Annotated in this window: 13 protein-coding genes; 9 read left to right on the plus strand and 4 right to left on the minus strand. The window is 71.0% G+C overall.

Features of this window, described 5'->3' with window-relative positions; all coding sequences use genetic code 11:
* The first annotated feature begins 1 nt into the window (after position 1).
* Positions 2-1,048: a tRNA preQ1(34) S-adenosylmethionine ribosyltransferase-isomerase QueA gene (gene queA, locus QN141_13285; protein ID MDR7559449.1), complete on the plus strand. Its 1,047-nt coding sequence runs from the start codon at positions 2-4 to the stop codon at positions 1,046-1,048.
* Positions 1,049-1,066: 18 nt separating this feature from the next.
* Here queA and QN141_13290 read toward each other — a convergent pair whose 3' ends face one another.
* On the minus strand, positions 1,067-1,549 hold the full coding sequence (locus tag QN141_13290; protein ID MDR7559450.1) for a hypothetical protein: 483 nt from the start codon (positions 1,547-1,549) through the stop codon (positions 1,067-1,069).
* Positions 1,550-1,665: 116 nt separating this feature from the next.
* On the opposite strand from QN141_13290, the gene QN141_13295 reads away from it, so the two are divergent.
* The gene (locus QN141_13295) at positions 1,666-2,052 is read left to right on the plus strand and encodes a DUF5666 domain-containing protein (protein MDR7559451.1); all 387 of its coding nucleotides are present in this window, start codon (positions 1,666-1,668) and stop codon (positions 2,050-2,052) included.
* Here QN141_13295 and acs read toward each other — a convergent pair.
* Positions 2,049-4,004, minus strand: a complete 1,956-nt coding sequence (gene acs / locus QN141_13300) for an acetate--CoA ligase (GenBank protein MDR7559452.1) — start codon at positions 4,002-4,004, stop codon at positions 2,049-2,051. The two genes, QN141_13295 and acs, sit on opposite strands and share 4 nt — an antisense overlap.
* Before the next feature lie 78 nt (positions 4,005-4,082).
* Here acs and tgt point away from each other — a divergent pair, with 78 nt between their 5' ends.
* The 4 genes from tgt to QN141_13320 all read left to right on the plus strand — a co-directional run bounded on the left by tgt (position 4,083) and on the right by QN141_13320 (position 6,839).
* Positions 4,083-5,198 carry a tRNA guanosine(34) transglycosylase Tgt gene (tgt, locus tag QN141_13305; GenBank protein MDR7559453.1) on the plus strand — a complete coding sequence of 372 codons (1,116 nt, stop codon included), beginning with the start codon at positions 4,083-4,085 and terminating at the stop codon, positions 5,196-5,198.
* Positions 5,199-5,270: 72 nt separating this feature from the next.
* Positions 5,271-5,603, plus strand: a complete 333-nt coding sequence (yajC, locus tag QN141_13310) for a preprotein translocase subunit YajC (protein ID MDR7559454.1) — start codon at positions 5,271-5,273, stop codon at positions 5,601-5,603.
* A 29-nt stretch (positions 5,604-5,632) separates the two neighbouring features.
* Positions 5,633-6,331, plus strand: coding sequence for an HD domain-containing protein (locus tag QN141_13315; GenBank protein ID MDR7559455.1), 699 nt, complete (start codon positions 5,633-5,635; stop codon positions 6,329-6,331).
* Positions 6,332-6,614: 283 nt separating this feature from the next.
* Positions 6,615-6,839 (plus strand): hypothetical protein, encoded by a 225-nt coding sequence (locus QN141_13320; protein ID MDR7559456.1) that lies wholly within the window; start codon positions 6,615-6,617, stop codon positions 6,837-6,839.
* Between the two features lie 80 nt (positions 6,840-6,919).
* On the opposite strand, the gene feoB is transcribed toward QN141_13320, so the two are convergent.
* Positions 6,920-8,869 (minus strand): ferrous iron transport protein B, encoded by a 1,950-nt coding sequence (feoB, locus tag QN141_13325; GenBank protein MDR7559457.1) that lies wholly within the window; start codon positions 8,867-8,869, stop codon positions 6,920-6,922.
* Entirely contained in the window at positions 8,866-9,102 is a 237-nt protein-coding gene (locus tag QN141_13330; GenBank protein MDR7559458.1) for a FeoA family protein, read from the minus strand. The genes feoB and QN141_13330 overlap by 4 nt, the downstream gene beginning before the upstream one ends.
* A 216-nt stretch (positions 9,103-9,318) precedes the next feature.
* On the opposite strand from QN141_13330, the gene hemA reads away from it, so the two are divergent.
* From hemA to hemC, 3 genes are all read left to right on the plus strand, one after another.
* Entirely contained in the window at positions 9,319-10,578 is a 1,260-nt protein-coding gene (gene hemA, locus QN141_13335; GenBank protein ID MDR7559459.1) for a glutamyl-tRNA reductase, read from the plus strand.
* Positions 10,571-11,869, plus strand: a complete 1,299-nt coding sequence (gene hemL, locus QN141_13340) for a glutamate-1-semialdehyde 2,1-aminomutase (protein ID MDR7559460.1) — start codon at positions 10,571-10,573, stop codon at positions 11,867-11,869. Before hemA ends, hemL begins: the two co-directional genes overlap by 8 nt.
* Positions 11,866-12,784: hydroxymethylbilane synthase (gene hemC, locus QN141_13345; protein MDR7559461.1), on the plus strand; the 919-nt coding region annotated here is incomplete at its 3' end. The genes hemL and hemC, both read left to right, overlap by 4 nt.

A 12,784-nucleotide genomic window follows, 5' to 3' on the forward strand; every position in this document is an offset into this window, starting at 1 on the left:
CTTGCGCCTTTCCGATTTCGACTACGCGCTGCCGCCCGAGCTCATCGCGCAACACCCGGTGTCCCCCCGGGATGCCGCGCGTCTGCTGGTCGTCCACCGCCGCGACGGCCGGCTGGAGCACCGGGTGTTCCGCGACCTGCCCGACTACCTGCGCCCGCAGGACGCGCTCATCGTCAACAACACGCGGGTCATCCCGGCCCGGCTGACGGGCCGCAAGCCGACCGGAGGGCTCGTCGAGGTGTTGCTCCTCCGTCCGGCGGCGACCTCCGATGCCGGGGGGAGCGGAGGAGGGGAACTTTGGGAGGCGCTGGTCCGGCCGGGCCGGCGGGTCCCGCGCGGAACGCGGCTGACGTTCGCCGGCGGTGTCGCGGGCGAAGTCGTCGCTTCTCGAGCAGGCGGAATCCGCCTGATCGCCTTTGCCTCCGCGCGCCCGATCATCGACGTCCTCCGGGAGATCGGGACGACGCCCCTGCCGCCGTACATCCGCGAGCCTCTGCGAGACCCCGAGGAATACCAGACGATCTTCGCCGCCGCCAACGGGGCGGTCGCCGCTCCCACGGCCGGGCTGCACTTCACCCCGCAGCTTCTGGAGCGCATCCGCGGCATGGGGGTGGCCGTCGTCTTCCTGACGATGCACATCGGGGTGGGGACGTTCCGGTCGATCACGACCGAGGATCCCGCCCGCCACCGGATGGACGCGGAGTGGTACGAAGTCTCCCCCGAGGCCGCGGCGGCGATCAACAGGGTCAGAGCGCGGGGCGGGCGCCTGGTTGCGGTGGGCACCTCCACGGTGCGCACCCTGGAAACGGTGACGGATGACACCGGGGTGGTGCACTCCGGATCCGGCTGGAGCCGCCTCTACATCGTTCCCGGCCACCGCTTCCGGGCTGTGGACGCGCTGGTGACCAACTTCCACCTGCCGAGGACCACGCTGCTGGTGCTGGTCTGCGCCCTGGCCGGACGCGAGCTGATCCTGCGGGCCTACGCCGAGGCCATCAAGGAGCGCTACCGTTTCTACAGCTTCGGGGACGCGATGCTGATCCTGTAGGACCGGATCGCTGCAGGGTTACTTCTTCTCATCCACCACTTTGGACCAACCGCCGCGCAGCGGGGTCCACCCGCTCAGCGGTACCGGGCCGAACTGCCGTTCCTCGACGGTGTAGCCGGCGCGTTCCAGGCGCGCCCTGGCCTCGGCGTAGTACCGGTAGTCGATCTGGAAGGCGTCCCCGCGCAGGGGGTTCTGGTAGGCGCCGATCCCGCCGAGGATCTTCTTGAGGTTTTCCACTTCCGTCGGGGCGCAGGTGATCTCCACCCCGTAGTTCACGCTGGCGTAGGCCTGAAGCGCGGGGTTCTGCGGGGCCGTCGCCGGCCGACCGGCGGCATTCACCGAGGAGACGAAGGCCTCGAGGGTGGGCGCCGCGGCCGCAGGACCCCCCGCCGGCGCTTCAGGCTTGACCGCGGCGGCCGCCCGCTGGGCCCGGATCGCATCGGCCTTGGCCTTGATCGCGGCCAGGATCTCCTCGCGGCTGCGGGGCTTCTGCTCATCCATCTCGTCGGTTCACCGGAGTCTACCACTTCGCGCTCTCCGCACGACTCCTCCTGCCCCTGCGCAGCGTCTGACGCGGGCGTACGATCGGATCGCCGCGGGCATAATGACGGGCAGGCATGCTTCGCTTCCTGCCGGCGCTGATCGTCATGATCGCCCTGGGGTCCGCCGCCTCCGCGGCCCCGGCCGGTCCGCCGCCTGTCGTGGCCGTCAAGGGCTTCGTCATCGCCTGCAATGGCAGCGTCCTGACGGTCCGCCACGGACGGGCGTTCGTCGATGTGCAGATGACCGACGCCACCGTCGTCACCGGCCGGCGGACCTCCCGCGGGGAGATCGTCCCCAACGACCTCGTCTGGGTGGAGGGGATGGACGCCCCCGACGGCGCACTCGTCGCCCGGCGGATCGAGGTCCTCTTCCTCGGAGAAGGCCTCCAGATGCGGCGTCCGGAACTCGGCGTCTTCTGGAACTGGGTGCTGACCGGCTCCTGGTCGCTCCCGGTGCGCTAGCCGGCGCCTTCTTCCTCGTAACGCTCCTTCAACGCCTCCACCACGGCCGGGTCGGCCAGCGTGGTGGTGTCCCCGAGCACCCGACCCTCCGCGATGTCGCGCAGCAGGCGCCGCATGATTTTTCCGCTCCGCGTCTTGGGCAGTTCGCTCGTGAAGAGGATCTGCTCGGGGCGGGCCAGGGCCCCGATTTTGTTCACCACGTGCTGTTTGAGGGTGTCCACCGCCTCCGGTCCCGGCCGGTGGCCCTCCTTCAGGGTGACGAAGGCGGCGATGGCCTGCCCTTTGATGTCGTGGGACACGCCGATCACCGCCGCTTCGGCCACGGAGGGGTGATCGACGAGCGCCGACTCCACCTCGTAGGTCCCGATCCGGTGGCCGGCGACATTGATCACGTCGTCCACACGGCCGAGCAGCCAGAAGTAGCCGTCCTCGTCGCGCTTGGCGCCGTCCCCGGTGAAATACATCCCGGGGAAGCGGCTCCAGTACTGCTGCTGGTAGCGGTCGGGATCGCCGTAGATCCCCCGCAGCATCGCCGGCCACGGCCTGGTGAGGACTAGGTAGCCGCCTTGGTTGGGCCCCACCGGCTGGCCCCGGTCGTTGACGATCTCCGCCGCGATCCCCGGCAGCGGCCGGGTGGCCGATCCCGGTTTGAGGGTGGTGAGGCCCGGCAGCGGGGAGATCAGGATCATCCCGGTCTCCGTCTGCCACCAGGTGTCCACCACCGGGCAGCGCTCACCGCCGATGTGTTTGTAGTACCACACCCAGGCCTCGGGGTTGATCGGCTCGCCCACCGTGCCCAGCAGGCGCAGCGAGCTCAGGTCCCGGCGGCGCGGGTACTCCGGCCCCCACTTCATGAAGGTCCGGATGGCGGTGGGCGCCGTGTAGAGGATGTTCACGCCGTGCTTCTCCACGATGGTCCAGAAGCGGTCCTTTTCCGGGTAGTCCGGCGTGCCTTCGTACATCACCACCGAGGCGCCGTTCAGCAGGGGACCGAAGACGATGTAGGAATGCCCGGTCACCCAGCCGATGTCCGCCGTGCACCAGTAGACGTCTTCTTCGCGCAGGTCGAAGACCCAGCGGGTCGTGGCGTAGGTGCCCACCATGTAGCCCCCGGTGGTGTGCATGATGCCCTTGGGTTTCCCGGTGGTGCCGCTGGTGTAGAGGATGTAGAGGAGGTGCTCGCTGTCCACCGCTTCCGCCTCGCAGCGCAGCGGAGCGTCGGCCATCAGCCGGTGCCACCAGTGGTCGCGGCCCTCCCGGACGTGGATCGCCGCCGCCTCCCCGATGCGCCGCACGATGACGACGTGCTGCACCGAGGGCGCCCCCTCCAGCGCCTCGTCGGCGTTCCTCTTGAGGGGCACGACCTGTCCCCGCCGCCAGCCCCCGTCGGCGGTGACCAGGACCTTGGCCCGGGCGTCGTTGATGCGGTCGCGCAGCGCCTCGGCGCTGAACCCGCCGAAGACCACGGTGAATCCGGCGCCGATCCGGGCGCAGGCCAGCATGGCCACCGGCAGCTCCGGGATCATCGGCAGGTAGATCGCCACGCGGTCCCCGGAACGGACGCCGAGGCCTTTGAGGACGTTGGCGAATTTGCATACCTCCCGGTAGAGGTCGCCGTAGGTGAGCACCCGCTCCTCGCCCGGCTCGCCCTCCCAGATGATTGCCGCCTTCGTCCGGCGCGGGCCGGCGAGGTGGCGGTCCAGACAGTTGTAGGCGATGTTGGTCGTCCCGCCGACGAACCACCGGGCGTAGGGGAGGGTCCACTCCAGGACCGCCGTCCAGGGGGTGAACCAGTGCAGTTCCCGTGCGATCCCGGCCCAGAAGCCCTCCGGATCCCGTTCCGCCTCGTCGTAGATGCGCGGGTCCTGGACCACCGCCTGGCGGCGGAACGCCTCGGGCGGGGCGAAGCGGCGACCTTCCAGCAGCAGGGCCTCGATGGCGCGATCGGACATCGCGGACCTCCTTCGTCAACCTAATGCGGTGCGATTCGGCTCGGGACCGGCGCGCTCCTCTGCTATACTCGTCGCGGCATGGAAGGGTATCGGTTCGAGGTGCGCTGCGGCTCCGCGGAGGGACCGCGCCTGGGCCTCCTGCACACGCCGCGGGGGACGGTGCACACGCCGGCGTTCATGCCGGTGGGGACCCAGGGGACCGTCAAGGGGTTGACCGGCGACGAGGTGCGGGAGACCGGGGCGGAGATCCTCCTGGCCAACACCTTTCACCTCTACCTGCGGCCCGGCCCGGAGGTGGTGGCGCAGGCCGGCGGCCTGCACCGCTTCATGGGCTGGGCCGGCCCGATCCTGACCGACAGCGGCGGATTCCAGGTCTTCAGTCTGGCCGGGCTGCGCCGGACCAGCGACGAGGGCGTCACCTTCCGCTCGCCGCTCGACGGCAGCGAGCACACCTTCACCCCCGAAGGGGTGCTGGACATCCAGCGCCGGCTCGGCAGCGATCTCGTCATGCCCCTGGACGTCTGCCTGGGGTACCCCGCCGACGAAACCCAGGCCCGGGAGGCGTTGCGCCTGACGATGCTGTGGGCCTCCCGGTCCAAGGCGCACGGCGTGCCGGCCAGCCAGATGCTCTTCGGGATCGTCCAGGGTGGATTCACCGAGCGGCTGCGCCGCGAGGCCGCCGACCGGATCGTGGAGCTGGGGTTCGACGGCTACGCCATCGGCGGGCTCAGCGTGGGGGAGCCGCGCCAGCTGGGGCAGGCATTGCTGGCCGAGGTGACGCCGCGTCTGCCGGCCGACCGACCGCGGTACCTGATGGGCGTCGGAGCTCCCCCCGACATCCTGGCCGCCATCGCCCGGGGCGTGGACATGTTCGACTGCGTCCTCCCGACACGGGTGGCCCGGACCGGCGTCATCCTCACCCGCCAGGGCCGGCTCACCGTACGCAGCGCGCGCTTCCGGGACGACCACACCCCGCCGGACCCGACGTGCGCCTGCCGTGTCTGCCGCACCTACTCCCGCGCCTACCTGCGCCACCTCTTCCACGCGGACGAGATGCTGGGGCCGCGGCTGGCCACCTACCACAACCTGGCCTTTCTGGGGAGGCTGCTGGCCGAGGCGCGCCAGGCGATCGCCGCCGGGCGCTTCGAGGCCTGGGCCCGAGGGGTGCTTGAAGAGTACCGCACAAGCTGGTGAGAGGCTGGCGGGGAACGCCCGGTTGTGGTACAAGTGAATCCCGGCCAATGTGGGCCGCAAAGGAGGTGCGTCGTGCCGCTCCTGCAGGCCGGTCAGAGATTTCCGTCGATCATCGTCTTCTACGTGCTGCTGCTCGTGGCGTTCTACCTGTTGCTGATCCGTCCCCAGCAGGTCCAGCAGCGCCGGAGACGGGAGATGCTGGGCAAGTTGAAGAAGGGGGACCGCGTCGTCACCATGGGCGGGTTGCACGCCACGATTCACGACGTGGATGACGACACGCTGACGCTGGAGCTGGCGCCCAACGTGCGCGTCAAAGCCGATCGCGGCGCGGTCTCCTACGTGCGGAGCCGCAAGACGGAGACGGCGGCGTCGCCCGTGGGCGAGGCGGGGCCGCCCAGACCCTAGAGGCGCGCCTCGCGCAGGAGCCACCGAGGATGGCAGAATCGACCGAGATTGTCGCCGCCAAGCAGCGGCTGATCACCCTGGACGAGGTGAAACGCGACCCCGAGGTGGAGGCGTACATCACCAAGGCCAACGAGTACACCGGCGCCATCGGCTACACCGAGCACGGCGCGCGCCACGCCACCCTCACGGCGAACATCGCCTACAACACCCTGAAGCGCCTGGCCCACCCCGAGCGGGACGCGCAGCTGGCGGCCATCGCCGCCTACCTCCACGACATCGGCAACCTGGTGGGCCGGATCAACCACGAGCACACCGGCGCGGTGCTGGCCAACGAGATCCTGCGGCGGCTGGGCATGGACCCGGTGGAGCGCGCCGTGGTGATGGGGGCCATTGGCAACCACGAGGAGAAGGGCGGGGAGCCGGTCAGCCCGGTGGGCGCGGCGGTGATCCTGGCCGACAAATCCGACGTGCACCGCTCGCGCGTGCGCAACCCCGACCCCACGACCTTCGACATCCACGACCGGGTGAACTACGCGGTGGAACACTCCTTCCTCCGCGTGGACGAGAAGAGCAAGACGGTGACCCTGGAGCTGACCATCGACACGACCCTGTCGCAGGTCATGGAGTACTTCGAGATCTTCCTCACCCGCATGGTGATGTGCCGCCGCGCCGCGCAGTTCTTGGGCTGCGAGTTCAAGCTGCAGATCAACGGGGCCAAGCTGCTCTAGCCTTCCCCCCGACGCGGGTCTGGAGCACGAGGTCGCACCGTTGCTCCGGCGTCCGGTCGCCACCCAGGCGCACGCCGGTGAACGTGGGGAACCCGTGGCGGCCCGCGACGCACGCAGCAGAAGGAGACCGCGGGTCGGCGTGGAAACGGCCCGAAACTCAAACTGACGAGGGGGGACGTCGATGAGGAGAGGGTGGATCGCCCCAGGGGTCGCAACCCTGCTGGTGTTCATGACGTACGGGAGCGCGATTGGAGCGGCCAAGACGTAGAAGGTCACCATCACGATGACCGACTTCAGATTCACGCCGGCGCGGATCACACTGCAGGCCAACGTGCCGGCCGAGATCGTGCTGGTGAACAAGGGAACCGTGGAGCACGAGTTCATGGTCTACAAGACCCCGGCGGGCAAGGTCGATGACTGGGACGAGTTCGTCATGTCCAACACCTACTTCCAGAACCTGGGTGAGGTCGAGGGAGAGTTTCCGGGCGTGGGCACGAGGCGGGGATGAAGGGCGCGTTGATCGTCAAGTAGCGAGAGCCGACCGAGGGACAGGTCTGGGTCGCTGGGCAGTGCAGAGGCCGTTTCCGTTCAGAGGATCAGGGCCAGCGCGCGCGCGGCGAGGCCGCCGAGGGCCACAGCCAGGGTCACGGTGCCGGCACTGATCAGGGCCGCCCGCCTCCAGCCCAGGGCACGCCCCAGGACGGCCATGGTGGCCACGCAGGGGATGTAGATCGTGTTGACCAGGGCGTAGGTGAAGATCTGCCGCCCGGTCATGAAGCTGAGCAGGTTGTCGGCGCCGCGGCCAAACTGCGCCGCGGCCAGGGCCACCAGCAGCTGCAGGGCCAGTTCTTTGCGCAGGACGGCGAAGACCAATGTCAGGCCGGCCGCCGCCGGCAGGCCCAGCCATCCTTCCACGACGGGCGCCAGGGGCCGGGCGGCCAGCCGGATCCATCCCGTTTCGTAGAGCGCCCCCAGGACCAGACTCCCCAGCAGGACGATCGGCACCGCCACGCCCGCGAACTCGCGCACCCGATACCACGTCTTGCGCACGACGGTGCGGGCGGTCGGCACGCGGAAGGGAAAGATCTCCATGAGCAAGCCCGTCCGGGGCCCGGGGACGATCCGGTTCAGGCCCCACCCGGCGCCGAGGATGACCCCTGTCGTCACCCCGTACAGCGCCAGCGCCCACGGCCAACCCAGGAAGCGTGCCACCGCGCCGAAGATGACCGCGGTCCGCGCGCTGCAGGGGACGAGCGTGATGAGCGTGCCGGCGATGAGGCGCTCCCGGTCGGTGCGCAGGACGCGGAGCCCGATGATCGCCGGTACGTTGCAGCCCGCGCCGGCGACCAGCGGGATGGCCGCTCGACCGTTGAGGCCCATGCGGCCCAGGGTCCGGTCGAGCAGGACCGCGGCGGCGTTCAGGTAGCCTGTGTCCTCGAGGACCGCGAGAACGAGGTAGAAGGTCGCGACGTAGGGCAGGCCGATGGACAGGACCGCGTTCAGGCCGGCGTCGATGCCCCACAGCAGGGTGCGGGCCGGGACCCCGGTGCCGAGCAGCCGCGCGACCGCGGTCCTGACCGGAGGAGAGACATACGCAGCCCAGACGCCGTCCAGGGCCGCGGCGAGCAACGAGCCGCCCCAGAAGAGGCCGGCGAAGATGGCGGCGAGGACGAGGACCAGGAGGGGCAGCCCGGTCGCCGGACGGGTGGCGAGATGCCAGGCGTGTCTGCCCCGCAGCTCGGCGTCGCCGACGGTGACAAGGCGGGCGATGCGCTCGGCCACCTCATGGCGCTGGCGGGCGATGTACAGCGGAACCTCCTCGCCAACCTCGGCCCGGAGACGCGCCCGAATGTCGGCCGCGGGGGTGTCTGGCGCGAGAGGCGGGCGCTCGAGGGCGAGGAAGGCGGCGGCGGTGCCGGTTTCGCCGCTCCGCGCGCTCACCTCGGCGACGGCGGCCTCCAGGCGGGCACTGTAGCGGTGCCGCCTTGTGGGGGATCGGCCGGCGGCCCGCGCGGCATGGCGGGCCGCTTCCATGACTCCGCGGCCCTGCGTCGCGACCGTAGCGATCACGGGGACGCCGAGCAGCTCCGACAGGTGGGCGATGTCGATGCGCAGGCCGCCCCGCGTCGCGGCGTCCCACAGGTTGAGGGCCACGACGACGGGAAACCCCAGGTCGATCAACTGGAGGACGAGGTAGAGATTCCGGGCCAGGTTGGTGGCGTCCACGACGACGAGCACACCCTCCGGGCGGCTCCGCAGCAACGCCTCCCAGGCGGCGCGCTGGTCCTCGCCCGAACCGGTCAGCCCGTAGGTGCCGGGCAGATCGACGATGCGGAAAACGCGGCCGGCGATTTCGGCGGTGCCGATCGCCACCTCCACCGTGGTCCCGGGATAGTTTGTCGTCAGGGCGGCCAGACCCGTCAGCCGGTTGAAGACCGTGGATTTTCCCACGTTGGGGTTTCCGGCCAGGAGCAGGGTGGGCAGACGAGAGTCTGTTGCGGCGGAAACTCTGGGGTGGCAGGAGACCCCCGTCGTCACGCCAGGACACGGACGCGCTCGGCGACGGTGCGCCCCAGGGCGTACAGACCGCCGCCGGCGGACACCAGAAGGGGACCGCCCATCGGCAAGGTCTGGACCACCTCCACCGCCTGGCCGGGGAGCATCCGGAGGGCGGCCAGCTCATCCCGGAGGTCCTCGTCTTCGGGAAGCGCCTCGATCACACCGCGCGCGCCGGCGGGCAGCTGGCTGAGAAGGGTCGACTGGACGGCCATCGGCGATCCTGCGTCTCCTCGTTAGGTCTCCCTACACCAATTTACTGCGCCGGGCCGAGGCGGCTGACAATCCGGCCGCTGCCCGATATGAATCCCACCCCAGCCTTATGGATGTGCGTGCTGACCGCCTGCTATGCTGCCCACGTAGCTAAAGGAGGTCTTTCTCCGGAAGTCGAATAATTTGGCAACTTTACCCAGGATTCTTCAGCGCCTCCGATGCTTACGATGATCGGCCTCAGCCATAAGACCGCGCCGCTAGAGGTGCGCGAGCGGCTGGCCTTTGGCGAGGAGGAGGTGCCGGAGGCCCTTCGGGCAGTTCGGGCCCTGCCGGGGGTGCGGGAAGCCTACCTCCTCTCGACGTGTAACCGGACGGAGGTCTACCTCTGCACCTGGGAGCAGCCCGACCTCGGCCGGGTCGCTGAGGCCCTGGCCCGGCTGCGGCGGGTGGACAAATCAAGTTTCCTGCCCCACCTGGGTTTTGCCGCGAATGAGGAGGCCGCCCGTCACCTCCTGCGTGTGGCGGCCGGGCTCGAGTCGATGGTCGTCGGCGAGAACCAGATCCTCGGCCAGGTTCGGCGCGCCTTCGCGGCGGCCAGAGCGACGGGGGCGACGGGACCGGTGTTGCACCGGCTCCTGCAGGTGGCCATCGCCTGCGGACGACGGGTCCGGGCCGAGACGGGTCTGGGGCGGCGGTCCGCCTCGATTCCCCATGCCGCGTTCGACCGGTGTCGCCGGAGCTGGGGGGTCGCGCACGATCGGACGGTCGGGATTGTCGGGGCGGGGGAGATGGCCCAGCTCGCCGCAAAGGCCTTCAGCGCGGGCGGGGCGCGGATCAGGTTCATCGCCAACCGCACGCTGGAGGCGGCGGAAGCCCTGGCCAGCCGCTACGGGGCGGAGGCCATCCCCCTCGACGTTCTGGCGCCGGCGCTGGACGGACTGGACGCGCTCGTCGTCTCCGTCGGCGCGGACCACGCGGTGATCGGAGCGTCGTCGGTTGCCGGTCGCGACGGCTCGGCCCCGCTGCTCGTGGTGGACATCGGCGTCCCGCGGGGGGTCGATCCGGAGGTGGGCCGCCTGCCGGGAGTGACCTTGATCGACCTGGACATGCTCGGGCCGGAGGCGGTCGGTCCCACGCCTCCCGAGGACGTGGCCGCGGCGGAGGTCATCGTCGAAGAGGCGCTGGAAGCCTTTCTCCGCTGGCAGGGGGCCCGTGCCGCGGAACCGGTGATCGCCGCCCTGCACCACCGCGCCGAGCGGATCGTCGAAGAAGAACTGGAGCGGGCGCGCGCCAGGCTGCACCGCCTCGACGAGCGCGAGCGGCGCGCGGTGCGCGGAGTGGTGGAAGGGGCGCTGCGCAAGCTCCTCCACGCGCCCTTCGTCCGGCTCCGCGCGCGAGGCGACGACGCGCGGGTGCTGGCCCTGGCCAGGGAACTGTTCGACCTGGACGGAGACCTGGACGGTGGGCCCGGTGGGTGACGCGGTCGCTGCCACGTCGGAAGACCTCTTCGCGGAGAGCCTGCGGTACTTCCCGGGCGGGGTGAACAGTCCGGTGCGGGCCTTCCGCGCCGTCGGCGGGACGCCGGTGGTCGTGGCGGAAGGTCGGGGCGCGCGCGTGACCGACGTCGACGGCCGGAGCTACCTCGACTACATCGGCTCGTGGGGCGCGCTGGTGCTGGGTCACGCCGCGCCCGAGGTCGTCGACGCCGTCCGGCGGGCCGCCGCGCGCGGCACCACCTACGGCATGCCCACGCCCTATGAGGCGGAACTGGCCCGAATGATCCAGGCCGCCGTTCCCTCAATGCAGCGGATGCGCTTCGTCAGTTCCGGCACCGAGGCCGCGATGAGCAGTCTGCGCGCGGCCCGGGGATTCACGGGTCGGGCCAAGGTGGTCAAGTTCGGGGGGTGCTATCACGGCCACGCCGACGCGCTTCTCGCGCAGGCCGGATCCGGGCTGGCCACCTTCGGGCTTCCCGGCAGCGCCGGGGTGACCCCGGGCGCAGTCGCCGACACCGTCGTGCTCCCTTACAACGACCTGGCCGCCGCGCGGGCGGTGTTTGCGGCGCGAGGAGCCGAGATCGCGGCGGTGATCGTAGAACCGGTGGCGGCGAACATGGGGGTGGTCCCGCCCGAGCCCGGCTTCCTCGCCGCGCTGCGCGAGCTGACGGCGGCCTGCGGGGCCCTGCTGATTTTCGATGAGGTGATCACCGGATTCCGGGTGGCCCGAGGCGGCGCGCAGGAGCGCTTCGGGATCACGCCCGACCTGACGTGTCTGGGGAAGATCGTCGGCGGCGGCCTGCCGCTCGCCGTCTACGGCGGCCGCGCCGACGTGATGGACCTCATCGCCCCGCTCGGCCCCGTCTATCAGGCCGGCACCCTGTCGGGGAATCCCCTGGCGGTGGCGGCGGGCGCGGCCACGCTGCGGCGGCTGGCCGAGCCGGGAATCTACGAGCGCCTGGAAACCCTGGCCGCAGGCCTGGAGGCGGGGTTGCGCGAGGCGGCGGACCGCGCGGGCGTATCCTGTTCCATCGCGCGGGTGGCCTCGATGCTCACGGTGTTCTTCACGCCTCGGGCGCCGCGCGACTACGCCGAGGCCGTGGCCGCCGACACCGCCGCTTTCGCCCGGTTCTTCCACGCCATGCGGGAACGCGGGGTGCTGCTGCCGCCGTCCCAGTTCGAGGCCTGGTTTATTTCCTTGGCGCATACCGACGACGATGTCGCCCACACCGTCGCGGCGGCGGGGGCAGCCTTCCGGGCGGTGCGGCCGTGACGGCGGGATCCTTCGTCCTCGGGACGCGCGGCAGCACGCTGGCCGTGCGCCAGACGGAGGCGGTGGCGGCCGCGCTGCGCCGGGCCCATCCTGCGCTCACCGTCTCCATTCTGACCATCCGGACTACCGGGGACCAGCAGCCCGAGGCGCCCTTTGAGGCCCTGCCCGGGATCGGCTTCTTCGTCAAGGAACTGGAGGTCGCGCTCCTCGAGCGGCGCGTGGATGCGGCGGTGCACAGCATGAAGGACCTGCCCACGGCGGCCACCCCGGGCCTGACGGTGTGCGCCGTCACCGCGCGCGAGGATCCCCGCGACGTCCTGGTCGGACGTCCGGGCGCCACGCTGGCGACCCTTCCCCGGGGAGCCCGGATCGGCACCGGCAGCCCGCGGCGCGCGGCGTTCGTGCGCGCCGTCCGCCCGGACCTGCAGATCGTCCCCATCCGGGGGAACGTCGAGACGCGGCTGCGGAAGGTGGATGCCGGCGAGCTCGACGCCGTGATCGTGGCCGGGGCGGGCTTGCGGCGTCTGGGGCTGGAGGACCGGATCGCCGAGTGGCTGCCCTTCGAGGTGATCCTGCCGGCTCCCGGGCAGGGCGCGCTGGGGGTGCAGGTCAGGATCGGAGACGAGACGGCGGCGCAGATCGTCTCCGCGGTGGACGATCGGCCGACGCGGTGGGCGGTGACGGCCGAGCGGGCTCTCCTTGACCGGCTCCAGGGCGGATGTCGGTTGCCGGCGGGCGCGCACGCGATCATCCGCGACGGCGCGGTGCGGCTCCAGGCCGCTGTGGTCGTGCCGGACGGCCGCCGGGCGCTGCGGGGGGAACGCAACGGACCGGTCTCCCGGGCGGAGGCGGTGGGTCGGGCCCTGGCGGAGGACCTGCTGGCCCGCGGGGCGGGAGAACTGCTGCGCGCCGTGG

It is taken from the genome of Armatimonadota bacterium, from assembly GCA_031459765.1.
In the GTDB taxonomy this organism is placed as follows: Bacteria; Sysuimicrobiota; Sysuimicrobiia; order Sysuimicrobiales; family Kaftiobacteriaceae; genus Kaftiobacterium; species Kaftiobacterium secundum.